The sequence below is a fragment of the Pseudomonas halotolerans genome (genome assembly GCF_039581215.1).
GTDB lineage: Bacteria > Pseudomonadota > Gammaproteobacteria > Pseudomonadales > Pseudomonadaceae > Aquipseudomonas > Aquipseudomonas tehranensis.
This window is the reverse complement of sequence record NZ_JBCNTJ010000016.1, coordinates 1-25,102: the sequence shown is the minus strand read 5'-3', so window position 1 is coordinate 25,102 and position 25,102 is coordinate 1. Positions and strand designations below refer to the sequence as shown.

The 25,102-nt window shown below is 60.8% G+C and carries 27 protein-coding genes; 10 read left to right on the top strand and 17 right to left on the bottom strand.

The genetic code is table 11. From position 1 onward, the window contains the following. Positions 1-114: 114 nt before the first annotated feature. The 3 genes from AAIS01_RS20130 to rloA are packed head-to-tail and all read right to left on the bottom strand — an operon-like array spanning position 115 to position 3,175. Positions 115-1,101 carry an alpha-L-glutamate ligase-like protein gene (locus AAIS01_RS20130; protein WP_343470407.1) on the bottom strand — a complete coding sequence of 329 codons (987 nt, stop codon included), beginning with the start codon at positions 1,099-1,101 and terminating at the stop codon, positions 115-117. Next, positions 1,101-2,633 carry an osmotic stress tolerance membrane protein RloB gene (rloB, locus tag AAIS01_RS20125; RefSeq protein WP_343470406.1) on the bottom strand — a complete coding sequence of 511 codons (1,533 nt, stop codon included), beginning with the start codon at positions 2,631-2,633 and terminating at the stop codon, positions 1,101-1,103. The genes AAIS01_RS20130 and rloB overlap by 1 nt, the downstream gene beginning before the upstream one ends. Before the next feature lie 5 nt (positions 2,634-2,638). Then, positions 2,639-3,175: a retropepsin-like aspartic peptidase RloA gene (gene rloA / locus AAIS01_RS20120; protein ID WP_092399897.1), complete on the bottom strand. Its 537-nt coding sequence runs from the start codon at positions 3,173-3,175 to the stop codon at positions 2,639-2,641. Between the two features lie 283 nt (positions 3,176-3,458). Here rloA and AAIS01_RS20115 point away from each other — a divergent pair, with 283 nt between their 5' ends. The 5 genes from AAIS01_RS20115 to prpF all read left to right on the top strand — a co-directional run bounded on the left by AAIS01_RS20115 (position 3,459) and on the right by prpF (position 10,340). Continuing rightward, on the top strand, positions 3,459-4,172 hold the full coding sequence (locus AAIS01_RS20115) for a GntR family transcriptional regulator (protein ID WP_092399895.1): 714 nt from the start codon (positions 3,459-3,461) through the stop codon (positions 4,170-4,172). Further along, complete coding sequence (prpB, locus tag AAIS01_RS20110) at positions 4,169-5,053, top strand: methylisocitrate lyase (protein ID WP_343470405.1); 885 nt, start codon at positions 4,169-4,171, stop codon at positions 5,051-5,053. Before AAIS01_RS20115 ends, prpB begins: the two co-directional genes overlap by 4 nt. Positions 5,054-5,182: 129 nt before the next feature. Further along, positions 5,183-6,310: a bifunctional 2-methylcitrate synthase/citrate synthase gene (prpC, locus tag AAIS01_RS20105; protein WP_343470404.1), complete on the top strand. Its 1,128-nt coding sequence runs from the start codon at positions 5,183-5,185 to the stop codon at positions 6,308-6,310. Positions 6,311-6,511: 201 nt separating this feature from the next. Further along, positions 6,512-9,103, top strand: a complete 2,592-nt coding sequence (gene acnD, locus AAIS01_RS20100) for a Fe/S-dependent 2-methylisocitrate dehydratase AcnD (protein ID WP_343470403.1) — start codon at positions 6,512-6,514, stop codon at positions 9,101-9,103. Positions 9,104-9,146: 43 nt separating this feature from the next. Then, entirely contained in the window at positions 9,147-10,340 is a 1,194-nt protein-coding gene (prpF, locus tag AAIS01_RS20095) for a 2-methylaconitate cis-trans isomerase PrpF (protein ID WP_343470402.1), read from the top strand. A 250-nt stretch (positions 10,341-10,590) separates the two neighbouring features. Here prpF and AAIS01_RS20090 read toward each other — a convergent pair whose 3' ends face one another. The 10 genes from AAIS01_RS20090 to soxR form a co-directional block, all read right to left on the bottom strand. Then, complete coding sequence (locus tag AAIS01_RS20090) at positions 10,591-11,484, bottom strand: metal ABC transporter solute-binding protein, Zn/Mn family (protein ID WP_343470401.1); 894 nt, start codon at positions 11,482-11,484, stop codon at positions 10,591-10,593. Continuing rightward, positions 11,485-12,384 (bottom strand): metal ABC transporter permease, encoded by a 900-nt coding sequence (locus AAIS01_RS20085; RefSeq protein WP_047228283.1) that lies wholly within the window; start codon positions 12,382-12,384, stop codon positions 11,485-11,487. Continuing rightward, a complete protein-coding gene (locus AAIS01_RS20080; protein ID WP_256233264.1) occupies positions 12,384-13,136 on the bottom strand; it encodes a metal ABC transporter ATP-binding protein in 753 nt (250 codons plus the stop codon). Before AAIS01_RS20080 ends, AAIS01_RS20085 begins: the two co-directional genes overlap by 1 nt. Then, positions 13,133-14,062, bottom strand: coding sequence for a metal ABC transporter substrate-binding protein (locus AAIS01_RS20075; protein WP_343470400.1), 930 nt, complete (start codon positions 14,060-14,062; stop codon positions 13,133-13,135). The genes AAIS01_RS20080 and AAIS01_RS20075 overlap by 4 nt, the downstream gene beginning before the upstream one ends. 35 nt (positions 14,063-14,097) lie before the next feature. Then, the gene (locus AAIS01_RS20070) at positions 14,098-14,673 is read right to left on the bottom strand and encodes a DUF6162 family protein (protein WP_343470399.1); all 576 of its coding nucleotides are present in this window, start codon (positions 14,671-14,673) and stop codon (positions 14,098-14,100) included. Beyond that, positions 14,670-14,996 carry a hypothetical protein gene (locus tag AAIS01_RS20065; protein ID WP_343470397.1) on the bottom strand — a complete coding sequence of 109 codons (327 nt, stop codon included), beginning with the start codon at positions 14,994-14,996 and terminating at the stop codon, positions 14,670-14,672. Before AAIS01_RS20065 ends, AAIS01_RS20070 begins: the two co-directional genes overlap by 4 nt. Then, positions 14,993-15,535: a thiamine pyrophosphate-binding protein gene (locus tag AAIS01_RS20060; RefSeq protein ID WP_343470396.1), complete on the bottom strand. Its 543-nt coding sequence runs from the start codon at positions 15,533-15,535 to the stop codon at positions 14,993-14,995. The genes AAIS01_RS20065 and AAIS01_RS20060 overlap by 4 nt, the downstream gene beginning before the upstream one ends. Next, complete coding sequence (locus AAIS01_RS20055) at positions 15,532-16,746, bottom strand: PepSY-associated TM helix domain-containing protein (RefSeq protein WP_343470395.1); 1,215 nt, start codon at positions 16,744-16,746, stop codon at positions 15,532-15,534. Before AAIS01_RS20055 ends, AAIS01_RS20060 begins: the two co-directional genes overlap by 4 nt. A gap of 276 nt (positions 16,747-17,022) precedes the next feature. After that, positions 17,023-17,484 (bottom strand): VOC family protein, encoded by a 462-nt coding sequence (locus tag AAIS01_RS20050; protein ID WP_343470394.1) that lies wholly within the window; start codon positions 17,482-17,484, stop codon positions 17,023-17,025. Positions 17,485-17,589: 105 nt separating this feature from the next. Continuing rightward, positions 17,590-18,042, bottom strand: coding sequence for a redox-sensitive transcriptional activator SoxR (gene soxR / locus AAIS01_RS20045; RefSeq protein ID WP_343470393.1), 453 nt, complete (start codon positions 18,040-18,042; stop codon positions 17,590-17,592). A 96-nt stretch (positions 18,043-18,138) separates the two neighbouring features. Here soxR and AAIS01_RS20040 point away from each other — a divergent pair, with 96 nt between their 5' ends. From AAIS01_RS20040 to AAIS01_RS20025, 4 genes are all read left to right on the top strand, one after another. Further along, positions 18,139-18,504 carry an antibiotic biosynthesis monooxygenase gene (locus AAIS01_RS20040; protein ID WP_343470392.1) on the top strand — a complete coding sequence of 122 codons (366 nt, stop codon included), beginning with the start codon at positions 18,139-18,141 and terminating at the stop codon, positions 18,502-18,504. Between the two features lie 116 nt (positions 18,505-18,620). Continuing rightward, on the top strand, positions 18,621-18,887 hold the full coding sequence (locus AAIS01_RS20035) for a hypothetical protein (protein WP_343470391.1): 267 nt from the start codon (positions 18,621-18,623) through the stop codon (positions 18,885-18,887). Between the two features lie 102 nt (positions 18,888-18,989). Continuing rightward, positions 18,990-19,604, top strand: a complete 615-nt coding sequence (locus AAIS01_RS20030; RefSeq protein ID WP_047228293.1) for a LysE family translocator — start codon at positions 18,990-18,992, stop codon at positions 19,602-19,604. 109 nt (positions 19,605-19,713) lie between these two features. Continuing rightward, a complete protein-coding gene (locus AAIS01_RS20025) occupies positions 19,714-21,522 on the top strand; it encodes an aminopeptidase P family protein (protein WP_343470390.1) in 1,809 nt (602 codons plus the stop codon). Positions 21,523-21,531: 9 nt separating this feature from the next. On the opposite strand, the gene AAIS01_RS20020 is transcribed toward AAIS01_RS20025, so the two are convergent. Together AAIS01_RS20020 and AAIS01_RS20015 are read right to left on the bottom strand one after the other, a co-directional pair. Further along, positions 21,532-22,122 (bottom strand): 2-hydroxychromene-2-carboxylate isomerase, encoded by a 591-nt coding sequence (locus tag AAIS01_RS20020; protein ID WP_214913274.1) that lies wholly within the window; start codon positions 22,120-22,122, stop codon positions 21,532-21,534. Between the two features lie 34 nt (positions 22,123-22,156). Beyond that, a complete protein-coding gene (locus tag AAIS01_RS20015; protein WP_343470389.1) occupies positions 22,157-22,885 on the bottom strand; it encodes an SDR family oxidoreductase in 729 nt (242 codons plus the stop codon). 90 nt (positions 22,886-22,975) lie between these two features. Between AAIS01_RS20015 and AAIS01_RS20010 the strand changes: the two genes are divergently transcribed. Beyond that, complete coding sequence (locus AAIS01_RS20010) at positions 22,976-23,545, top strand: TetR/AcrR family transcriptional regulator (RefSeq protein WP_343470388.1); 570 nt, start codon at positions 22,976-22,978, stop codon at positions 23,543-23,545. 8 nt (positions 23,546-23,553) lie between these two features. Here AAIS01_RS20010 and AAIS01_RS20005 read toward each other — a convergent pair whose 3' ends face one another. Both AAIS01_RS20005 and rhtA read right to left on the bottom strand, forming a co-directional pair. After that, positions 23,554-23,835, bottom strand: a complete 282-nt coding sequence (locus AAIS01_RS20005; RefSeq protein WP_092458872.1) for a hypothetical protein — start codon at positions 23,833-23,835, stop codon at positions 23,554-23,556. A 166-nt stretch (positions 23,836-24,001) separates the two neighbouring features. After that, positions 24,002-24,889, bottom strand: a complete 888-nt coding sequence (gene rhtA, locus AAIS01_RS20000; protein ID WP_343470387.1) for a threonine/homoserine exporter RhtA — start codon at positions 24,887-24,889, stop codon at positions 24,002-24,004. Positions 24,890-25,102: the final 213 nt, after the last annotated feature.

Here is a 25,102-nt window from a genome sequence, read left to right as displayed (position 1 = left end):
AGCAACCCCCAGGGCAGTTGAACGCGCTCAGCCTGATGCACCAGGGGCCTGGTTTTGGGGGGCGCTTCGCGCCCCAGCGGGAGCAAGCTCCCTCGCCACGGGGGACGGCGGCCCTCAACCCTCAACGGGCGGAATATGCCCAAACAACTCCTGGGCAAACGCCACGCGCTCCTCGACGGTTTCCACAACGCCACGGGCCTGGAGTTCTTCCAGGCGGGCTTCCACCGCATGGGTGCGCAAGGTCAGGCCGCAGTCGTTGGCGATCTGGATGTTCAGACCCGGTCGGGCGTTGAGTTCCAGAATCAATGGGCCTTTTTCCTGGTCCAGTACCATGTCCACGCCGATGTAGCCCAGCCCGCACAGTTCGTAGCAACCGGCGGCCAGTTTCATGAAGCCGTCCCAGTAGGGCAGTTGCACGCCGTCCACCGCGTTGGTGGTGTCCGGGTGTTTGGTGATGATGTTGTTCAGCCAGGTGCCGCGCAGGGTCAAGCCGGTGGCAAGGTCGACACCCACACCGATAGCACCCTGGTGCAGGTTAGCCTTGCCGCCGGACTGGCGGGTCGGCAAGCGCAGCATGGCCATCACCGGATAGCCCATCAGGACGATGATGCGAATGTCCGGCACGCCTTCATAGCTGATGCTCTTGAAGATCTGGTCCGGCGTCACGCGATATTCGATCAGCGCCCGGTCACGGTGGCCACCCAGGGAATACAGGCCGGTGAGGATGCTGGACACATGGTGTTCGATTTCTTCATGGCTGATGATCTTGCCGGACACCGTGCGATAGCGGCCCTCAAAACGGTCGGCAATGACGATGATGCCGTCGCCACCCGCGCCCTGGGCCGGCTTGATCACGAAGTCGGTTCGCCCGCCGATGATCTCGTCGAGCTTCTCGATTTCCTTCTCGGTGGAGATCACCCCGTACAGCTCCGGCACATGGATACCGGCAGCGATGGCCCGTTCCTTGGTGATGATTTTGTCATCGACGATCGGGTACAGGCTGCGCTTGTTGTATTTGAGCACATAGTCGGCGTTACGCCGGTTGATGCCCATGATGCCCCGGGCCTCCAGGGCCTTCCAGGTCTTCCACAGGCCGAACATTATGAGTCAGCCTTGAGGAAGGCCTTGAACCGCACCAGCTCGGTCAGGCGGTAGCCGCGGTAGCGACCCATGGCCAGCATGAAACCTACCAGAATCAGCAGGATGGCCGGGAAGGTGAACACGAAGTAGATCAGTTCCGGCACGCTCATGATCAGGTGCGCCAGGGCGGCGGCGAACAGGGTGCCGATGGCCACCTTCATGGCGTGGCTGGCGCCGCGTTCTTCCCAGGTGATGGACAGGCGTTCGATGGTCATGGTCAGAATCACCATCGGGAACAGCGCGACCGACAGCCCGCGTTCCAGGCCCAGCTTATGGCTGAACAGACTGATGGCGGCGATCAGCACCACCACGAAGGTCAGCACCACCGAAAGCCTTGGCAGCATTTGCAGCTTGAGATGTTCCAGGTAGGAGCGCAGTGACAGGCCCAGCGCCGTAATGACCGTGAACAGGATGATCCCGAAGCCCAACTGGGTTTCGCGAAAGGCCAGGGCGATCAACACCGGTGTGAACGTGCCCAGGGTCTGTAGACCGATCAGGTTGCGCAGCACCAGAATCACCAGCACGCCGATCGGGATCATCACCATGATCATGAACGTTTGCTGGGTTTGCAGCGGCAAGCCGTAGAGCGAGTATTCGAGGAAGTTGGCGTCGGTGTTTTCGTCCGTCAGCTTGGCCAGGCGAATGGCATTCATTTCGCTGTTGTTCATGGTGAACGTGACGTTGGCTTTTTTACCGCCATCGACGGTGATCAGGTTCTCATCACCGGTCCACCACAGCAGGCGGTCGCTGGGCAGGCCCCGCTCGCCGGTGTCCGGGTTGAAATACAGCCAGTCGGTGCCGTTGAAACTGCGCAGCCACAGTTCAGGCGACTGCGGTTGTTCGGCGATCAGGCGGATGGTGTGGACCTTCTCCACCGGCACGTGGGCGATGGACAGCACCAGCTCGACGACTCTCGCTTTGCTGGCCGTGGACGGATCGCCAGCCAGCAGCAGCTTGACGTTGTCGTCGTTGGGGTTGTTGACCCGTTTGATCGCTTCGCTGATGAAGGTCTCGACGTCGGCCGAGTGCTGGCGGATCGGCGCGAGCAGGGCTTCGGCGGCCAGTTTCTCGGGGCCCTCGACGGCGATGCTGTCGCGGAAGGTCGGGCCCTTGATCTTGGATTTTTCCGAGGTGTAGCGTTTGGTCAACACCAGGCGGTAATACAGCGTCTGGTTGCCCTTGGCCCGTCGGGCCGACCACGTGACCTTGCGGTTACCGTCCACCCGGTTCACCGCCACACCGTAGTTGTTGGAAATGAAGCTCTCGTTGAGGCTCACATAGTCCATGCTCAAGGGCGGCACGAACATCTGGATCTTCACCGGATCCTTGGCATTGGGGACGAACTCGATCTTGGCATCGATGTTCCACAAGTCGTCGGTGGCGTCTTCGGTCACGGGGATGCCGAGCACGAAAATCTGATAGGCCGTCACCGACAGACCCAGCACCACCAGGATGGCGATCAGCATTTTCAAATGGAGGGTAAGAGCGCGCATTGGGATTACTCTGCGGTTTGAGCGGCATTGGCGCAGGCGGGTTTGCCGGCAGCGTATTTGAGACTGGGGTCGACCAGCGCGTCGAAGCGTTTGAGGGCTTCGGAGCCAATCAGTAGCGGGTATTGGAAAGCACTGCGGTCGGTGAGGTTTACTTCGATGCTGCGCAGGGCCGAGCCCATGCAGATGTCCAGCTCGATGACCGGCCGAGCCGTGTAGTTCTTGCCTTCTTCGGGGTCATAGTCACCGGCGCGGCGTTTGATCTTGCTGACCCGTGCCAGCGGACGTTCGATGGGATGCGAATGCGCCGCGTCGATGGCCAGGTAAAAGCGCACCCAGGATTCGCCATCGCGTTTGAAGCGCTTGATGTCCCGGGCGCTGAGCGAAGCGGTTTTGGCGCCGGTGTCCAGCTTGGCGGCCACTTCCAGGTCGATGCCCTGCAGGGCGGCGTATTCATTGAGGCCGTACACGGTTTTTTCACCCGCCAGGGCAAGCCCCGGCAGGCACATGAAGCAAAGGACAGCAGATAAGGGCTTGAGTGTCATAAATCCTGATGCACAGTGTTCCGTTCGTCGGTTCAGGCCCTGGCATTACTGCACAAGCTCCCTGGGGTGCCTTCTCTAATAGAAGCAGAGCGGCAAATGGCGGCGGCATTCTAGCACGGTGTTTTTCTGACGCCACCGCCGTCCGGACGCTACCGATTATCCGACGTACCCGGTTAGGTCAGGGGCGCTCATTAGACGATTGTCGACAATATCGAATTTGTCTTTGACGTATTGGTGTTGATTGGTTAGTTTTTGCCTCATAGATTTGGAAGGTGTCGACAATATGCTCGATCAGCTGGAATCCCCAGTCCTGCCCCAGGAAGAATCGGAAACTCTTTCCGAGAACGTCTTCCGGCGTATCCAGGCCGCCATCGTGCGGGGCGATATTGCCCCTGGCAGCAAGATTTCCGAGCCCGAACTGGCACGCACCTATGGCATCAGTCGCGGCCCGCTACGCGAGGCCATCCATCGCCTGGAAGGCCAGCGCCTGCTGGTGCGGGTGCCTCATGTGGGCGCCAGGGTGGTGTCCTTGAGCCATGCCGAATTGCTGGAGCTCTACGAAATCCGCGAGTCCCTGGAGGGTATGGCCTGCCGTCTGGCGGCCGAGCGAATGACCCTGGAGGAAATCGATGAGTTGCGTAGGGTCCTGGAAACCCATGAGCGTGACGCGGCGTTCCAGGCGGGTGTCGGTTATTACCAGCAGGAAGGCGACTTCGACTTCCATTACCGGATCATCCAGGGCAGCGGCAACCGCACGCTGACGCAAATGCTCTGCGGCGAGCTGTATCAATTGGTGCGCATGTACCGCATCCAGTTTTCCACTACGCCCAACCGTCCGCGCCAGGCCTTTGCCGAGCACCACAGAATTCTTGATGCCATCGCCGACCGTGACGGTGAACTGGCTGAATTATTGATGCGCCGACACATCGGCGCTTCCAAACGCAACATCGCGCGTCATTTTCAGGACAGCGCCGCCACTGAACGAGGTGAGTCATGAGCAACAGCACTCCAGGCCAGCGTTTTCGCGATGCGGTCGCCAATGAGCATCCGCTGCAAGTGGTGGGCACGATCAACGCCAACCACGCGCTGCTGGCCAAACGCGCCGGTTTCAAGGCGATCTACCTGTCGGGCGGCGGCGTGGCGGCCGGCTCCCTCGGCGTGCCGGACCTGGGCATCACCGGCCTGGATGACGTGCTGACCGATGTGCGCCGCATCACCGACGTCTGCGACCTGCCGTTGCTGGTGGACGTGGACACCGGGTTTGGCTCCTCGGCGTTCAACGTGGCTCGCACGGTCAAGTCGATGATCAAGTTCGGCGCGGCGGCCATTCATATTGAAGACCAGGTCGGCGCCAAGCGCTGCGGCCACCGTCCGAACAAAGAGATCGTCTCGCAACAGGAAATGGTCGACCGCATCAAAGCCGCCGTCGACGCGCGCACCGATGACAGCTTCGTGATCATGGCCCGTACCGATGCGCTGGCCGTGGAGGGCTTGGAATCGGCCCTGGACCGTGCCGCCGCATGCATCGAGGCCGGCGCCGACATGATCTTCCCGGAAGCCATTACCGAACTTGAGATGTACAAGCTGTTCGCCAGCCGCGTGAAAGCGCCGATCCTGGCCAACATCACGGAATTCGGCGCGACACCGCTGTACACCACCGAACAACTGGCGGGCGCCGACGTATCCCTGGTGCTGTACCCGCTGTCGGCGTTCCGCGCCATGAACAAAGCGGCCGAGAACGTCTACACGGCGATCCGCCGCGACGGCACGCAACAGAACGTCATCGACACCATGCAGACTCGCATGGAGCTTTACGATCGCATCGACTACCACACCTTCGAGCAGAAGCTCGATGCGTTGTTTGCGTCAAAGAAATGAAGAGATCGCAGCCTCGCTTCGCTCGACAGCTCCTACATTGCCGAGCAACGCCCTGTAGGAGCTGCCGAGTGCAACGAGGCTGCGATCTTTCCCTCCATTCTCTACAAATCTAAAAACGGGAGACAGCAAATGGCCGAAGCAAAAGTACTCAGTGGCGCCGGGCTCCGTGGCCAGGTGGCCGGGCAAACCGCACTGTCCACCGTAGGCCAGTCGGGTGCCGGCCTGACCTATCGCGGCTATGACGTTCGCGAGCTGGCGGCTGATGCGCAATTTGAAGAAGTGGCTTACCTGCTGCTGTACGGTGAGTTGCCGACCCAGGCGCAACTGGACGCCTACACAGGCAAGCTGAGCCAATTGCGGGACTTGCCCCAGGCCTTGAAAGAGGTGCTGGAGCGCATTCCCGCCGACGCCCACCCAATGGACGTGATGCGCACCGGCTGCTCGTTCCTGGGCAACCTGGAGCCGGAGCAGAGTTTCTCCGAACAGCATGACAAGACCGACCGCCTGTTGGCCGCGTTCCCAGCGATCATGTGCTACTGGTATCGCTTCAGCCACGAAGGCCTGCGCATCGAGTGTGTGACCGACGAAACCTCCATCGGCGGCCATTTCCTGCACCTGCTGCATGGCAAGAAGCCCAGCGAGCTGCACGTCAAGGTGATGAACGTTTCGCTGATTCTGTATGCCGAGCACGAGTTCAACGCCTCAACCTTCACCGCGCGGGTGTGTGCCTCGACCCTGTCTGACCTGTTTTCCTGCATCACGGCTGCCATCGGTTCGCTACGCGGCCCGTTGCATGGTGGGGCCAACGAAGCGGCGATGGAGATGATCGAGCGCTTCAAGTCGCCGGACGAGGCGATCAAAGGCACCCTGGGAATGCTCGAGCGCAAGGACAAGATCATGGGCTTCGGCCACGCGATCTATAAGGACAACGACCCGCGCAACGAGGTGATCAAGGGCTGGTCGAAAAAACTTGCCGACGAGGTGGGTGACACGGTGCTGTTCCCGGTTTCCGAGGCCATCGACAAGACCATGTGGGAGCAGAAAAAACTGTTTCCCAACGCCGATTTCTACCATGCCTCGGCGTACCACTTCATGGGCATCCCGACCAAGCTGTTCACGCCGATCTTCGTCTGCTCGCGCCTGACCGGCTGGGCCGCCCACGTGTTCGAACAACGTGCCAACAACCGCATCATCCGACCGAGCGCCGAATACACCGGCGTCGAACAGCGCAAGTTCGTGCCAATCGAACAACGCTGAACTGGAGGGCGCTGACGTAGCGACTGAAGGAATCTAAAACCCCTTGTGGGAGCGAGCCTGCTCGCGATAGCGGTGGGCCAGACGACATCGATGTCGGCTGTGACTCAGTCATCGCGAGCAGGCTCGCTCCCACAGGGGAATAGGTTCACTTCAATAGCTGCGCCAGCCCCTTCTGAAACCACCGTGACCCGAGTGCTGACGATGAACACAGAATTTCGCAAACCGCTGCCCGGCACTTCGCTGGATTATTTCGACGTTCGCGAGGCCGTGGAGGCCATCCGGCCTGGCGCTTACGATGGCCTGCCATACACCTCCCGCGTGCTGGCGGAAAATTTGGTGCGCCGCTGCGACCCGGCCACGCTGGGCGAGTCGCTGTCGCAACTGATCGAGCGCAAGCGCGATCTGGATTTTCCGTGGTTTCCGGCCCGAGTGGTGTGCCATGACATTCTCGGCCAGACGGCCCTGGTGGACCTGGCTGGCCTGCGCGACGCCATTGCCCTGCAGGGTGGCGACCCGGCGCAGGTCAATCCGGTGGTGCCGACCCAACTGATCGTCGACCACTCCCTGGCGGTGGAAAGCGGCGGGTCCGACCCTCAGGCGTTCGCCAAGAACCGCGCCATCGAAGACCGGCGTAACGAAGACCGCTTTCATTTCATCAACTGGACCAAGAAAGCCTTCAAGAACGTCGACGTGATTCCGCCGGGCAACGGGATCATGCACCAGATCAACCTGGAAAAAATGTCGCCGGTGATTCAGCAGCGTGACGGCGTGGCGTTCCCCGATACCTGCGTGGGCACTGACAGCCACACCCCTCACGTCGATGCCTTGGGCGTGATCGCCATCGGCGTCGGCGGCCTGGAAGCCGAAAGCGTGATGCTGGGGCGTGCCTCGTGGATGCGCCTGCCGGAAATCATTGGCGTTGAGCTGACCGGCAAGCTGCAACCGGGTATCACCGCCACCGACATGGTGCTGGCGCTGACCGAATTTTTGCGCAAGCAAAAAGTCGTCGGTGCCTGGCTGGAGTTTTTTGGCGAAGGCGCCAGTGCCCTGACGTTGGGTGACCGTGCGACCATCTCCAACATGGCCCCGGAATACGGTGCCACGGCGGCGATGTTCTACATTGACCAACAGACTATCGACTACCTGAAACTCACGGGTCGCGAAGATACGCAGGTGCAACTGGTCGAGACCTACGCCAAACAGACTGGCCTGTGGGCCGACAGCCTCAAGGGGGCGCAATACGAGCGCGGCCTGACGTTCGACCTGTCGTCGGTGGTGCGCAACATGGCGGGTCCCAGCAACCCCCACGCCCGCGTCGCGGTTTCGGATCTGGCCGCCAAAGGTATCTCCGGTCAGTGGGACGATGTGCCCGGGCAAATGCCCGACGGCGCCGTGATCATCGCCGCCATCACCAGTTGCACCAACACCAGCAACCCGCGCAACGTGATCGCTGCCGGCCTGCTGGCGCGCAACGCCAATCGCCTGGGCCTGGCCCGCAAGCCATGGGTCAAGTCATCCCTGGCACCCGGTTCGAAAACCGTGGCGCTGTACCTGGATGAAGCCGGCCTGACCTCCGAACTCGAGAAGCTGGGTTTCGGCGTGGTGGCCTTCGCCTGCACCACCTGCAACGGTATGTCCGGTGCGCTGGACCCGCTGATCCAGCAGGAAATCATTGATCGCGACCTGTACGCCACCGCCGTGCTGTCGGGCAACCGCAACTTCGATGGGCGCATCCATCCGTACGCCAAACAGGCGTTCCTTGCCTCGCCGCCGCTGGTGGTCGCGTATGCCATCGCCGGGACCATCCGCTTCGACATCGAGAAGGATGTCCTGGGCGTGGTGGACGGGCGCGAGATCCGCCTCAAGGACATCTGGCCGAGCGACGACGAAATCGATGCGGTGGTCAAGGCTTCGGTGAAGCCGGAGCAGTTCCGCCAGGTGTACATCCCGATGTTCGCCATCCAGGAAGACACCGGGCCGAAAGTGACGCCGCTGTACGACTGGCGCCCACAAAGCACCTACATCCGTCGCCCACCGTACTGGGAAGGGGCGTTGGCCGGTGCACGGCCGCTCAAGGGCATGCGCCCGCTGGCGGTGCTGCCGGACAACATCACCACCGATCACCTGTCGCCGTCCAACGCCATCATGCTCGACAGCGCCGCCGGCGAATACCTGGCGAAAATGGGCCTGCCGGAGGAGGACTTCAACTCCTACGCAACCCATCGCGGCGACCACCTGACCGCGCAACGCGCGACCTTTGCCAACCCGAAACTGTTCAACGAGATGGTCCAGGAAAACGGCAAGGTCAAGCAGGGCTCCCTGGCCCGGGTCGAACCGGAAGGCAAGGTCATGCGCATGTGGGAAGCCATCGAAACCTACATGGAGCGCAAGCAGCCGCTGATCATCATCGCCGGTGCCGACTATGGCCAGGGTTCGTCCCGGGACTGGGCGGCCAAGGGCGTGCGTCTGGCCGGTGTCGAGGCGATTGCCGCGGAAGGTTTCGAGCGTATCCACCGCACCAATCTGGTGGGGATGGGGGTGTTGCCGCTGGAGTTCCAGCCGGGCACCGATCGCAAGACCCTGGGCATCGACGGCAGCGAGGTCTATGACGTGATCGGCGAGCGCACCCCGCGTGCGACGCTGACCCTGGTGATCACCCGCAAGAATGGCGAACGCGTTCAAGTCCCAGTGACTTGCCGCCTCGATACCGCTGAGGAAGTGTCGATCTACGAAGCGGGCGGCGTATTGCAACGCTTTGCCCAGGACTTCCTTGAATCGGCGGTCGCCGTTTAAATCACTGCTGCGGACACCGGCTGGTGTCCGCTTAAGGAGCATCATGGCTCACGCACCTCAAATCAGAATCCCGGCCACTTACATGCGTGGCGGCACCAGCAAAGGCGTGTTCTTCAGCCTGCAAGACCTGCCGGAAGCGGCCCGCGTCCCCGGCCCGGCCCGGGATGCCCTATTGCTGCGGGTGATCGGCAGTCCCGATCCGTACGAGAAGCAGATCGACGGCATGGGCGGGGCGACCTCCAGCACCAGCAAGACCGTGATCCTGTCCAAGAGCACTCGGGCGGACCACGACGTCGACTACCTGTTCGGTCAGGTGTCTATCGACAAGCCGTTCGTGGACTGGAGCGGCAATTGCGGCAACCTGTCGGCGGCGGTGGGTTCGTTTGCCATCAGCAGCGGTCTGGTGGAAGCCGGCCGTATCCCGCAAAACGGTGTGGCCGTGGTGCGGATCTGGCAGGCCAACATCGGCAAGACCATCATCGCCCATGTGCCGATCACCGACGGTGCGGTGCAGGAAACCGGTGACTTCGAGCTCGACGGCGTGACCTTTCCGGCGGCTGAAGTGCAACTGGAGTTCATGGACCCGGCGGCGGAGGAGGAGGGCGGTGGTGGCTCGATGTTCCCCACCGGCAACCTGGTGGACGACCTTGAGGTGCCGGGTGTGGGTACCTTCAAGGCGACCCTGATCAACGCCGGCATCCCGACGATCTTCATCAATGCCCGGGACGTCGGTTACACCGGCACCGAACTGCAAGGCGCCATCAATGGCGATCCCAAGGCCCTGGCCATGTTCGAAACCATCCGCGCCCACGGCGCCTTGCGCATGGGCCTGATTCAGCACTTGGACGAAGCCGCCCAGCGCCAGCACACTCCCAAAGTGGCGTTTGTCGCACCGCCGGCGGACTACATCTCTTCCAGCGGCAAGGCGGTGACGGCGCAAGACGTCGACTTGCTGGTGCGAGCGCTGTCCATGGGCAAACTGCACCACGCGATGATGGGGACCGCGGCGGTCGCCATTGGCACGGCGGCGGCGATCAGTGGCACGCTGGTGAACCTGGCGGCCGGCGGCATCGACCGCAACGCTGTGCGCTTCGGCCATCCCTCCGGCACCTTGCGCGTCGGCGCCGAGGCCAGCCAGGTCAATGGCGAATGGACCGTTAAAAAGGCAATCATGAGCCGCAGCGCGCGGGTCTTGATGGAAGGGTTTGTGCGGGTGCCCGGGGATGTCCTGAGCTGACATAAAACCTGTGGGAGCTGGCTTGCTCGCGAAAGCGGTCAGACATTCAACATTGATACAGCTGATCCACCGCAATCGCGAGCAAGCTCGGCTCCCACAAATCTGTGATGGATTTGAATTCTGGGTCCGCTGAAAATCCCTTGTGGGAGCGAGCCTGCTCGCGATGAGGCCGGCACAGTCAGCATTGATGTCGCCTGTTCCACCGCCATCGCGAGCAAGCCCGCTCCCACAATTGATCGCATTCCTACGATTAACTACCCGCCAGCGCCGCGACCACCAGTCCCACATTGCTCTCCAGCTCCACCACGGGATCGGCGGCGTCGGTGCTGAGTACCAGCAATTGGCTGCCCCCCTCGGTAATGGCGGCTTTCAGCGCCTCCGACGGTTGGCGATGATGCAGCACCAAGGCCACGTCGTTGTCTTTCAGCATCGCGGTCAACTGTTTGAGGGCTTCAGGCGTCCATTCGGCGTCGGGCCGGGCATCGGTGTTGATCCCGTCCAGATTCAAGCCACTGATCAAGTAGCCGAAATGATCGCTCAGACTGACCACGCTCAGGTTGTCGGCATTGGCCAGACGCTTTTCGCTGTCGGCGCTGAGCTTGAGCAGACGCTGCTTGAGCGCCGCCAGGTTGGCGTCGATCTTCGGTTTGGCCGTCGGTGCCAGGCGCACCAGGTCGGCGGCGATGACATCGGCCATTCGTCCCAGGTTATGGCTGGCCATCCACGGTTGGCTGGCCAGGCCATCGGCCGACCCCGATTGCACGGCAATACCTGGCAGGGCGCCGTCGACCGGGCGGGCGGCATCGACTTCGACGATGCGGATGTTGCTGCGTCGGGCCATGGGGTACAGCGGATCATCCGGCCACAACGAGCGCAGACCGATCACGGCGTCGGCATCGCTGGCCAGTTTACTCAAGGCCGGTGCGCCACGGCCGCTGAAGTAGGCATTCTGGCGCGTACCGGGCAGATTGGCCGGTGCGGCGCGCTCCAGGCTGACATCGGTGCCCTTGAGCAACGCCTCGCCCAATCCATAGGTGACTGGCAGCGATGCCAGCAGACGAACCTTTTCGCTGGCGAATGACGAGGTGACGGCCACGCCGCACAACGCGACGGCCAGGGTCAGTTGTCGCAATGAAAAAACCATTTATCCAAGATTCCCTTTGAGGCTGGGGACAACACCCCGGGCAATAGCGGCCAGGGCGAATGCGATGCCGGCCACCAGAATGATCGCGGCTCCGGACGGGATCGGCAGGTCGAAGACAATCGGCGCGAGAATCCCGCACAGGGTGCTGACGGTTGCGATCAGCACGGAGCACCAGAAAAAACCCTTCAACGACTGGCTGAGCAGGCGCGCCGCTGCTGCCGGAATCACCAGCAAGGCCCCCACCAGAATCGCGCCGATGACTTTGACCGCCGCCACGGTAATCAGCGTGACCAACACCACGAACAGGTAATCCAGGGTCTTGACCGCCACCCCACGCACCGCCGCCAGTTGCGGGTTGAAACTGGCGAGCATGATGCGGTTGTACAGCGGCAACGCCAGCGCCATCACCAGTGAGCCGACCACCGCCAGCACCAGCAGGTCATTGCCATTGACCGTCAGTACCGAGCCGAACAGCACGTTTTCCAGAATGTGTACGTTGATCTTGCCCGCCAGGATCAGCAGCAGGCTGGCGCCCAAGGCCAGGGACACCGAGAGGAAGACGCCGATCAGCGTGTCCGGTGCCAGGCCGGTGCGGTTGCGCAGGTAATTGAGCAGGATGCCGAACAGCAAGCAATAGCCGAACAGGCTGCCGTAGGGCCCGGTGTACGGTTCGCCGAGCAGGATGCCCACCGCCACACCGGTCAGCGCCGCGTGGCCCACCGCTTCAGAGAAAAACGCGAAGCGCTTGACCACCACCAGGGTGCCGAGGCCCCCCAGGACCGGACCGATCAACAGCCCGGCGAGCAACGCATTGACCACAAACCCGTAGGCCAGCGCCTCGGGCAGATAGCCGGACGAGGCCCAGCCCTGGACCATCAAACGAAAGGCTTCGTAACTCATCAGGCGGCGCTCCCGTTTGTGCGTGGATGAGTGGAGAACAGCGTCAGCAAACGCTCCGGCGTCAGGGTCTGGCGCGGCGGGCCATCGAACAGCACGCGGCGGTTCAGCCCGGTGACGCGGTCAGCCAGGCGCCCGACGGCTTCCAGGTCGTGTTCGATCCACAGCACCGTAATGCCGGCCTGGCGCCAGTCTCGCAGCAGCTGTTCAAACACCTGGATACCGGCCTCGTCCAGCGCCGACATCGGTTCATCCAGCACCAACAGTTGCGGTGCAGGAATCAGCCCCTGGGCCAACAACACCCGCTGGCGTTCGCCGCCGGACAGTGCGCCCATGCGCCGCTTGCGTTTGTCCTGCATGCCGACCCGCTCCAGGGCCTGGCCGATAGCGCCGACGTAATGCTTGCTCAGACCCAGAAAAGCCGGCCGGCGTTGGCACATCGCTGCCATGAAATCATCCACGGTCATAGGCAGGCCGCGGTCGAATTCCAGAGCCTGGGGCACATAGCCGATCACACCGGGCTCCCCCGGCCATTGCAGGCTCAAGCGTCCCTGGTGGGGCATCTGCCCCAGCAAGGTCTTGATCAGCGAACTCTTGCCCCCACCGTTCGGGCCCACCAGTGCATGAATGCTACCGGGCTGCACCTGGAAGGCTACGGCATCGAGAATTGTGGTACGGCCCAGGTTCAGGCTGACATCGCCGAACTCGATCAAAGGACCGACGTGTTGCAAGGTGAGCGTTTCCTGGACAGTCATGCGCCGGACTCCTGAATGGCCCGGACCACGGTGTCGAGGTTGCCGGTCATTTCCTTTTCGTACTTCTCAGCGCTGTAGTCGCCGTAGGAAATGTGCGAGAGCGGGTACAGTTTTACCCCCGACTCGCGCTGGATGGTGTCGACGTAGGTGGACGGAAAGTCCATCTCCGAGAAGATCACTTTCACGTCCAGTTCGCGCAGTTGGTCGATGGTTTTCTTCAACTGGCTCGGGCTCGGCTCGATACCGTGAGCGGGCTCGACCACGGCGGTGACTTCCAGGCCGAATTCGCGCAACAGGTAATCGTAGGCGGCATGGACCGTGGCGACCCGCAACTCGGCATTGGGGGCCTGGGTCAGCTTTGCCAGGGCCGCAGCGCGCATTAGCCGCAGGCGCTTGCCATAAGCGCGGGCGTTCTGGGTGTAGGCCTTGGCGTTGTCCGGATCAAGCTTGCCCAGTTCCCGGGCGATGTTATTGACCTGGGCAATGGAGGCACTGATGGACAGGAACGTATGCGGGTTCACGACCTTGCCAGCGCCCCGGGCGGCAATGCCGGTGGCAGCGAGCAACGGTACATTTTCGTTGGCTTCGATTACCTTCACGTTCGGGGTTTCGCTGGCGGCGATCATCCGGTCAGCGAAGTCGTCATGGCCCACGCCGTTGAGCACGATCACATCGAGACCACTGATGCGCTTGATGTCCTCGGCACGCGGCTCATAGGCATGAGGGTTGAAACCGGCCGGGATCAGCGGTACCACTTCGGCCTTGTCGCCGACGATGTTGGCCACGTAGCTGTAATAAGGGTGCAGGGTGATGCCGATACGCAGGCGCTTGGCCGCTTCGGCGCTGGCCAGTGGGGTAAACAGGCAGGCGAGCAGGCCGATCAGCAGCAGGCCCAGCAAAGGGCGGCGTTGAAATGCAATAGACATGGGCAAACGGTCTTCTCTCGAATGAGGACGTGGGGTCAGTGCCGGTGCTGGCGGGTTACGCCGGCGTCGAACTGCGCGACGATCTGTTTCCAGCCGGCGGCGGACAACGCGCTATCGTCCAGATCGCTGGAGACGGCGACGCCATTGCCGCGATTGAGCCAGATGTCCGGGGCGGCGTCGGATGCTTCGCTGATGCGCATCAGAAATGAACCGGCGACGGATGGATTTGCACTGGCGCCGAAGTAGGCCCGGTTCTCAACCTGCCGCCAGACATGTCCGCCTCGGCTGACGGAGCTGGCGTCCTGAGCGAACGGGGCAAAGCCCTCTTCGGCCAGGTTTTGCGGGGTGGGCAGGGACTGTTGTTCGTCGCGGAGCAGACGGATCTCATCCAGGGTCACCCGCAGGTCGGCATAGATGCCTTGTTCGGCGGCACTGAGATCGCGGCGGGCGTCAACTTGATGGGCAGGTACATCGCTGACGTCCTGGGTTTCACCGTGCCAGGCCACTACTGACCCGGCCACTAGAATGATGATCAGGCACAGCAGCAACACATACAGGGTTTCATGGCCGGCGCCGGCGGGGCGGATCACTTGGGTGGTGGGATTGCTCATGGGGCCTCGATATCGGCTTGGTCGATTTCCACCACGTGGCCGGGGCCGGCGTCGAAGAGTACGTAGAACTCGGCGTTGGGCTTCTTGAATGTCAGCGTCGAATCGGCGCCAAGCTTGCCCGGCACCAGGATGGTTTCGTCGTAGCCGATCACATCCAGGGTCACGCCGGGCGCGCCACTGCCGTCGGAAAAACCGCCGGTGCACTGGATCTGCTCGGCATCAATGGCCTTGCATTCACACATCGGGTTATGGGCCAGGGCGCTGGTGCTTGCACCTGTGCAGAGCAGCAACGCCAGACTGTTGAGATAGCCGCGGGCAGTCATGGTTGGGTTCCTTGGGTTTTCAGCCAGGCGATGGTGGCCGGCGAGGCCTGGCTCAGGGGAATGGAGGCCTGGTGCATCGAACCGTCCCAGCCTTCAAGGGTGATCCACAGTTCGGCGTCGGGCCGGGTTTTTTGCGGCACCGGCAACAAGGCGCCCATGCGATAGGGCGAACCGAAGAAAATCACCCCGGCGGCCCGCAGGCTGCGAGGTTTGCCGATGCGCAGATAAGTAGCCTTGACTTGGCTGATGCAGCTTTGGCACAGCGCGGCGGTGAAGTGCTTCATATGGCCTGCCGGTCCATCGAGGCGTGGCGCTTCGTCGCGAAACTCTGCAAGGCGCAGGCTCCAGGGGCCGACCTGGACCTCGCCGACCTCCCGCTCACCCAGGCCGGCATCACCGCGGAACAACGCGGCTTCGGAGAAGTACTTGGGCATGAAACCCAGTGGGATCAGCAATAGCAGCACGTTTAGATGAAAGCGCCATTTTTGCCAGAACACACTTAGACGCGATGGCGGGGCGGTGGTGGTGGACGGGGTCACAGGTTGCCCTCCGGCGATTCACGGTGGATGGACGGCTGCAATAACGGCGCAGATCGAGCTTCCCGGGAAGGTTTTTGGCTGCGTTTGAATGCATTTGCGGTGGCCAGGGCAGTGCGTTTGGTCCAGATCAGCAGCCCGCTGAGGACCATCATGCTCATGATCAAACCAAAGAAGAACCAGATGAGCTTGATCCAGAGACCGCCGAAATCCCCAGTGTGCAACGGACGCATGGATTCGGTGACGAACTCCAGTGCTGTACGGTCCGACAGCAGTCGTGAGGCGGCAACCTCACCGTTATAGGGATTGATGGTGGCGGTCTGGAACATCAGCGGATACCAACCGCGTCCACCGATTTCCAAATGGCTATAAGCGTTGCCGGGGAGGCTGACAAAACTCGTTTCCAGGCCAGGGATTTGCTGGCGGGCGATTTCAATCGCGCGGTCCAGGTTCAGTTGTGGTGGCGCGGTACCGTCGGCTGACAGCGGGACACTTTCACGTGACACCACCGGGATGACGGGTGCGCTGGAAATGGAAATCTGGTTGTCCGACAGCAACGCCTGGATCAGGAACCAGGTGCCGGTAATGGAAATGACCGCGATGAACCAGATTGACCAGATACCGCTGAGCCTATGGAAATCACCCCAGAAAATGCGTGCGCCGTGGCGGATCCGCAAGGTCGGATGGAAAAACCCCTTCCAGAAACGCTTGTAGACCACCAGCCCGGTCACCAGGGATGCCAGCAGCGGCAGGCCGAGGAATGACACCAGGTACCAGCCCCAGCTGTAACCGTTGGTGAACGGCACCAGCCACCAGCCATGCAGGGCACGGGTAAAGCCTCTGAAATTGAATGTCGGCGCCGAGCCCTGGACGATGCCGCTGTAAGGGTTGACGTAGATTTTGTCGGGGCGCCCGTCGGGGTAGGTCACGCCGACCTCCAGGGCAAAATGCGACTCATCCGGGCGCACGATGCTCTGCACCTGGGTTTGCGGCTGGGCTTTCTTGATGGCGGCGACGACCTGATCGTAGCTGAGCAGCGTTGCGTCGTCCGAGGGTTTGCTGGCGCGCATCTCGGGATTGACCAGCCAGACGATTTCCTGGCTGACCACGGCCAGGGTGCCGGTGACGCAAACAATCAGGACAAAAAACCAGATGGGCAACGCCAGCCAGCTGTGGACCAGGAACCAGAGTTTGGAGCGGGATTTCTTCGACATGATTTGAACGTCTTGATCCGATGAAAGGTTCGGTATTGCGGGCTTCGTAATACCCTGAACCCTGAAAAAACCGGCCGTGGCTTTTGCCGACGCGACCTGCTGCATCTAATTAAGACGAACGAGCGATGAAAATCCCGAAGCGAAAGATGAAAGAAAATGTTTCGCGTTTACCGACCGCAGCTATTTCCACCCTTTCTGAAGCCAGCCGGAGAGACGAAACACACAGAAAACTCTGGCCAGGGGATAGATCCCCTGGCCACAAGGGCGGATGAGCCGTCAGCCCTGCTGTTGAAACATCTCCCTGGCCCGCTGTTCAATCTGTTCCTGAGTGAGATCCTCCTTGTGCGTCGCCAGAAACCACACATGCCCATAGGGGTCCTTCAAGGTGCCGCTACGATCACCATAGAACTGATCCTTGACCTCGGAAATCACTGTGCCGCCGGCGGCAATCGCTTGGGCGAACGTATTGTCCACATCTTCGACATAGAGATGCAGGCCTACCGGCACCGATTGCTCGGGGTTACGCAACGGCCCTTGATCACAAGGCGTGCCGAGCATGATCGGGCAATCGCCAATCCGCAGCTCGGCATGACCGACGTCCCCGTTCGGCATGTCCAGGCGCATGACCTCGGTGGCATTGAAGGCTTTTTTGTAGAACTCGATGGCTTCGGCGGCTTTTTGGATGCCCAGGTAGGGCGTGATGCTGTGGAAACCTTCAGGAATGGCTTTGACACCCATGACGATTCTCCTTGTTGTGATGGGGAGGCGCAGTGGCCTTGGCCGATTTGCGCCCATCCACTATAGGACAGTGACTTGGGGGCGGCGCATGACCCGACGAGCGTTTCACGGCGGGTTCAGCAGGTGCGCTCCCGGGCCGCGCTTGCCCAACACATCGCCCTGATTGCGCAGCGGGCAACCTTCCATCGACAGGCAACCGCAACCGATGCAGCCGTTGAGTCGATCGCGTAGTGCCATCAAGTGGTTGATGCGCTGATCCAGCTCGCGGCTCCACTGGGCTGAGAGGATCTTCCAGTCGTTCGCCGTTGGGGCGCGGTCGTCCGGCAAGGTTTTCAAGGCGTTGCCGATCTCCGCCAACGGGATGCCCAGACTTTGGGCGACTTTGATCAGCGCCACACGCCGCAACACTTCCCGTGGATAGCGGCGTTGGTTGCCCTGGTTGCGATTACTTTTGATCAGCCCCTTGGTTTCGTAGAAGTGCAGGGCAGTGACGGCCACGCCACTGCGGGCGGCCACTTGGCCGACGGTGAGTTCCTTGTGGACGTTTATCGGTGTCATCGTCTGCAATCTCTGCTTGACCTTGAGTTAACTGGAGGTTTTACCCTGCACGCCATCGGACCGCAAGATCCGCCCTACGTGCATCGAGGACCTTTCATGCAATCACTAAGGAACAATCAGAGTTTTACCCAGTTGATGGAGTTCGACATCGAACCTCAATGGCAGGAGGCGCTGGTGACAGCCCTGTCAGAACAGACCGAGCGCTTGGCTCGGGGGCATGCGGGATTTCTGAGTGCCAGTATCCAGGTCAGCGAGGACGGACGCCGGGTTCTCAACTATTTGCATTGGCAAAACCGCGAGGCGGGCGAAGCGGCATTTCAGAGTTTCGAGCGCGGTGAGCCGGATTTCTGGCGGCTGATCCAGGCTCATAGGGCCAAGGCCGTGACATTCGGCTCGTTCCAGGTGTTGCGCAACATCGAGCGCAGTGCCGACAACGCGCTGCATTGCCGGTTGGTCGGCTAAGTGCAACGGACGATCCGCGTCAGCGATACCCACTATCAAAAGGGGTGATTTCTGCCGCGCAGAGTCGGCGGGTAGCCTTTGTACATCGCCCCACTTCAGAACACTGGATACTCGCCATGAATCGGACTTTTGCTGTTTTGCTGCTGTTGACGGCCACTGCGTTGAGCGGTTGCGCCTCTTCGTCGCCGGAGTTGCGCCCCTACACCGCCGAAGAAACCCGTGAGTTGGCCCTTGAAGCCTTGAATCGCCGGGGCCTGTCGTTCGAGGAATATCACGCGAAAAAAGCTGAGTTACTCGGTCCTTCGCAGAGAAACGTGGGTTTCGACGACCAGGGGCAAATGAGCGCGGAGCGTGCCATCAAGCTGCCGGGGCGGCCGAGCTGAGAGACTGTACCGCTCGAAGTTTTGCCTAACTGTCCATGGGTTTGGATCAGGGCGTGGAGTAGGGTCATGACTTGACTGACCGTCCCAATGGATACGCCTGCCATGACCCTTTCGCTAGACCTGTTGCTGGGCTTTGCCCTGTTTGCCCTGGTGACTTCGATCACCCCCGGTCCCAATAACACGATGTTGCTGGCCTCGGGCGTCAACTTCGGTTTCAACCGTACGATTCCTCACATGCTGGGTATCACCTGCGGTTTCTTTTCTTTGGTGCTGGCGGTGGGCCTTGGCCTGGGCGCGGTGTTCCAGACCTATCCTCTGCTCTATACCGTACTGCGCTACGTAGGTGCGACCTACCTGTTGTACCTGGCATGGAAAATCGCCCACTCCGGGCCGGTCTCTGAAAACCGGCCAGGGGATAGCACGCCCATCAGCTATTGGGGGGCGGCGGCGTTTCAGTGGGTCAATCCCAAGGCGTGGATCATGGCCATCGGCGCCATCAGCACTTACACGCCGCTTCAAGGTTATTTCTTCAATGTGGTGGTTATCGCTGCGGTGTTTGCCCTGATCAACCTGCCGAGCGTAAGCCTGTGGGTGGTGTGTGGCAGCCTGTTGCGCAATCTTTTGCGTGATCGTCGCTGGCTGCGCCTGTTCAACTGGGGAATGGCGCTGTTGTTGGTCGCCTCGTTGTATCCGTTGCTGCTCGAAAGCATCGGCTGAGGGCTGAGCTTGGGGCGGATGCCTGTTAAGCTCGCGGATCAGTCGCTGTGGCAGATACCCAGAGCCCTTGGTGCAAGCGAACAACACTATATTACGAGCAGGAGAAACGATGAGTACCGAGCCTTTGACCCATGGACTGGTTCCCCAGCGCCTGGCCCGAATCCGCCAATTGATGAATCGCGAAGGCATTCACGCATTGCTGGTGCCATCGGCCGACCCGCATCTGTCGGAATACCTGCCGGGCTATTGGCAAGGACGGCAATGGCTGTCGGGGTTTCATGGCTCGGTCGGGACGCTGATCGTCACGGCCGACTTCGCGGGCGTCTGGGCCGACAGCCGTTATTGGGAGCAGGCCACCAAGGAGCTTGAAGGCAGCGGTATTGAACTGGTCAAGCTCATTCCCGGTCAGGCTGGCCCGCTGGATTGGCTGGCCGAACAGACGCCTGAAGGCGCAACGGTGGCGGTTGATGGCGCGGTCATGGCTGTGGCCTCCGCCCGGACCCTGAGCGGCAAGCTTGAGGCGCGCGGGGCGCGGTTGCGCACTGACATGGATCTGCTCAAGGAAGCCTGGAGCGACCGCCCGAGCCTGCCGAACCAACCGGTTTATGCCCATCTGCCGCCGCAGGCGACCGTCAGCCGGGTCGAGAAACTCGCCAAGCTGCGCGAAACCCTCAAGGAGCGCGGCGCCGACTGGCATTTCATCGCCACGCTGGATGACATCGCCTGGCTGTTCAACCTGCGCGGCGCGGATGTGTCGTTCAACCCCGTATTCGTTTCCTTTGCCTTGATCAGCCAGCAACAGGCAACGCTGTTTGTGGCCCTGGATAAAGTCGATGCACCACTGCGTGCCGTTCTTGAACAGGACGGCGTGACCCTGCGTGATTACAGTGAGGCCGCTGCCGCATTGCGGGAAGTGCCCAGCGGCGCGAGCCTGCAGATCGATCCGGCGCGGGTCACGGTCGGTTTGCTGGATAATCTGGACAGTGGCGTGAAGCTGGTCGAGGGACTCAATCCCACGACGCTGGCCAAGTCCCGCAAAAGCCTGGCCGACGCCGAGCACATTCGTCGGGCCATGGAGCAGGACGGCGCGGCGCTCTGCGAGTTCTTTGCCTGGCTGGAAAGCGCCTGGGGTCGCGAGCGCATCACCGAACTGACCATCGATGAGCACCTGACGGCAGCCCGCACACGCCGGCCGGAGTTTGTATCCCTGAGCTTCAATACCATCGCCGCATTCAACGCCAATGGTGCAATGCCCCATTATCACGCTACGCAAGAATCCCACGCGGTGATCGAGGGCGATGGCTTGCTGCTGATTGATTCCGGTGGCCAATACCTCGGAGGTACCACCGACATCACCCGCATGGTGCCGGTCGGAACGCCCACTGCCGAGCAGAAACGCGATTGCACTCGCGTGCTCAAGGGTGTGATTGCCTTGTCTCGCGCCAAATTCCCACTCGGCATTCTGTCGCCCTTGCTGGATGCCATCGCCCGTGCGCCGATCTGGGCCGAGCAGGTGGATTACGGTCACGGCACCGGCCACGGCGTCGGTTACTTTCTCAATGTTCATGAAGGCCCGCAGGTGATTGCCTATCAGGCCGCCGCCGCGCCGCAAACGGCGATGCAGGCGGGCATGATCACCTCTATCGAACCGGGTACTTATCGTCCGGGCCGTTGGGGGGTACGCATCGAGAACCTGGTGTTGAACCGCGAGGCGGGGAGCAGCGAGTTCGGCGAGTTCCTCGAGTTCGAAACCCTGACCCTGTGCCCGATCGACACGCGCTGCTTGGAGCCGTCCTTGCTGACCCAGGAGGAAAAAGACTGGTTCAACGCCTACCACGCCGAGGTTCAGCGTCGATTGAGTCCGTTGCTGGAGGGCGACGCGCTGCAATGGCTGAACACACGGACGCTGGCGATCTGACTTAAGGCATCAGCCCAGGGCTTCACGGACGAAGTCCAGTCGGTCCTGGCCGAAGAACAGCTCATCGCCGACGAACATGCTCGGGGCGCCGAACACGCCCCGTTTAATCGCTTCTTCGGTGGTGATCTTGAGTGCTTCCTTGACCTGCTCGTTGCTCGTCAGGGCCAGCACACGATCGGGATCAAAATTGCCTTGGTTCAAAACCTGCGCGACTGTTGCCGGGTCGTTGAGATTGCGGCCGTCCACCCACAGGGCGCGAAACAGACAATCAATGAAAGCCTCGAATCGTTCGGGATGATGCAGTTGCATGCCGGTCACGGCGCGCATCAGTAACAGCGTATTGATCGGGAAGTGCGGATTGAGCTTGAAGTCAACGCCGTAGCGGTGGGCGAAGCGATTCAAATCCTTGAATAGATAAGGCCCCTTGGCCGGCACGGTAACCGGTGACGCATTGCCGGTCGCCTTGAAGACGCCGCCAAGCAGCATCGGACGGTAGATCAACTGGCTGTTGGTTTGCGCGCACAGCGTCGGCAGTTGGGTATAGGCCAGGTAGGTGGTCGGACTGCCGAGATCGAAGAAAAACTCCACGGATTTGCTCATGGTATCTGCTCTCTTGTTGTTATGAGGGGGCGGTTTACCAGCGTTCACTCCAGGGGCGCAGGTCCAGCTCGAAGGTCCAGGCGTCGCGGGGTTGGGCGTGCAGATACCAATAGTTGTCGGCGATGTGTACGGGGTTGAGGATGCCGTCCGCATCCTTGGTTGCATATTTTTCCGGAAAATTATCGCGGATGAAGTCAGTGTCGATGGCGCCGTCCACCACCACATGGGCTACATGAATATTCATCGGGCCCAGTTCACGGGCCATGCTTTGGGCCAATGCGCGGATGCCATGTTTGGCCCCTGCGAAGGCGGCGAACCCTGAAGCCCCACGCAGTCCCGCTGTGGCCCCGGTGAACAGAATTGTTCCGCGCTGGCGCGAGGCCATGCGTTTGGCCACTTCCCGGGCATTGAGAAAACCGGAAAAACAGGCCATCTCCCAAATCTTGAAATATTTGCGCGCGGTCTCTTCAAGGATACTGCAGGGCACGTTGGCGCCGATGTTGAATACAAAGGCTTCAATCGGGCCGATCTGGCTTTCGATCTGCTCGATCAGCGCGATCACCTCGTCTTCCTTGCGCGCGTCACAGGCAAAACCATGAGCATCGCCGCCTTGAGCCCGAATGGAGTCGACCAATGGCGCGAGTTTGTCAGCGCTGCGGCGGGTCACACAGGCCACGAAACCTTCCTGCGCAAAACGTTTGGCTATTGCGCCTCCGGTGGCATCGCCTGCGCCAACAACCAGTACGACCTTCTTGTTATTCATGATGAGCCTCATTGGTAAACGATCGTTAGCTAAACGGACGTTATGCTAAGATCCGGCGAGCGTCAAGGTGGGCAATCAGAGGCCAGACATATGCGTTATTCAGCCAATCACAAATTGGAGACCCGAGAGAAACTGCTCGCCAGCAGTGCCATGTCCGCCAAGAAATCGGGGTTTTCCACTGTCGGTGTCGATGGCCTGATGAAGGCGATCGGCTTGAGCGGCGGGGCGTTCTACAGTCACTTCTCATCCAAGGATGAGCTTTTCAAGACGATCGTCGAGCGAGAGTTGGCTCAAAGCCTGGAGCGCTTGAGTGGTGAGAAGGTTCTGGACTCACGGAAACTGGAGCGATGTCTCAAGCAGTACCTGAGCATGAGCCATGTTGAACAGCCGGAGGCGGGGTGTGCACTGCCGGTGCTGGGCGCTGAGATCGCGCGGTCGGATGTGCAGGTGAGGGAGGCGGCGCAAACATGGATCTGTCGTTTGCATGAAAGCTGGGCGCGGATATTGGAAAGCGACAGCTTGGCCTGGGCCATTCTGTCGCAATGCGTGGGCGCGTTGGTGGTCGCGCGCATGCTGGCCACGCCAGAGGTCCAGCGTGATGTCCTCAAGTCCAGCCATGATGAGATCAGTCGTCGAATAGCCCAGCAGCGGCCCGACTGAACTGCCGGCTATTTACAGATGACGATCATGCTGCGACTGGTATAGCCGGCGGGGTTGAGTCCAAAAGGATAATCCCCCGGCTCCTCGACGGCGTCCCCCGACTTTGCGATCACCCTGTAGCCTTTGGGGGCGCATGAATTGGCGGCGCTGGCGGCGCATTGTTCCCAGGACGAGGACAGGCCGGAGCAGTTGATGTGCAAACCCTTTTTACCGCGTTTGACTTCAGTTCTGGTGGTCGCTGCGCAGCCCGCAATTGCAAGCACAACGATCAATATCAAAATTCGTTTCATTCCCGTCCTTATCACCGCCGCGGATCTTATGTCTGCGTGCGATTGTGTTCGCTTTTGTTTTAAGCGTTCGTGACGTCCTGTGTGAAAATTCCATGTGTGACATTAGTTTACGGGCTAAACATGGCCTAAATGTGCGGTAAATACCAGAGCTTCGTTAAATCCCGCCTCAATCAACCGCGATGGCGGGCTTCGCGGCGCTCCCCATCGTCAGCGTTGCGCCGACTGACGCCAGGATGATGCAGCCAATGGCGGCCCACTGAGCCAGGGATAAGTACTCCTGGAGAAATACCAGTCCTGACAGCGCACCGAAGGCCGGTTCTATGCTCATGAGTGTGCCGAAAGTACGGGCTGGCATTCGTGTGAGGGAGATCATCTCCAGCGTGTAGGGCAGGGCAGTTGACAGAATGGCGACGCCAATGGCGATCGGAATCAGGGTCGGCGTCAGCAATGCGGCTCCTGCGTGGACGATACCGATGGGCGCGACGAAGAGGGCCGCGATCATTACCCCCAGTGCGGCGGTTTGCACGCCGTTGTCCGCGCCGGCCTTCTGGCCAAACAGGATGTACAGCGCCCAGCAGAATCCTGCACCCAGGGCATAACCAGCGCCGACCAAGTCAATACCGCTGCTGGTGGCTCCAGTGGGTATCAATAGAAGCAGGCCGATGATCGCCAGGGCAATCCAGAGAAAATCGATGGCCCGACGCGAAGCGTAAATGGCAACCGCCAGAGGGCCGGTGAATTCCAGTGCCACGGCAATTCCCAGCGGGACGGTTTGCAGTGACATATAGAACAGAAAGTTCATGCCGCCCAACGCCATCCCATAGACGATCACGGTGCGCAGGGATTGAGCTGAGAGTTTGGCTCGCCATGGTCGCAGCAACAACAGCATGATGAGGCTGGCAAAGATGAGCCGCAGTGTCGTGGTGCCTTGTGCGCCCACTATAGGGAACATGCTTTTGGCAAGTGAAGCGCCCGACTGGATAGAGGCCATGGCAATCAATAGGAGGGCGACCGGGAAAAGGGTGGTTGCCAGGCTGCGAGGTGGAAGCGTCATTACGAAGAGTCGTCCAAGATAAAAGCGGGGGAAGTCTGGTTTGCGCAATATACTGCGCAATCGCCGCGATCCCGTCTATATATAAGAAGGATTTCAGCGAGGTGAAGCTGACGGGATAGAAAAATCAAATTAAGGGTTGACGGCAAATTCTGGACGTCTATAATTCGCCCCACTTCCGGCGCAGTCGAAACGGAAAACTCCTTGAGTTTCAAT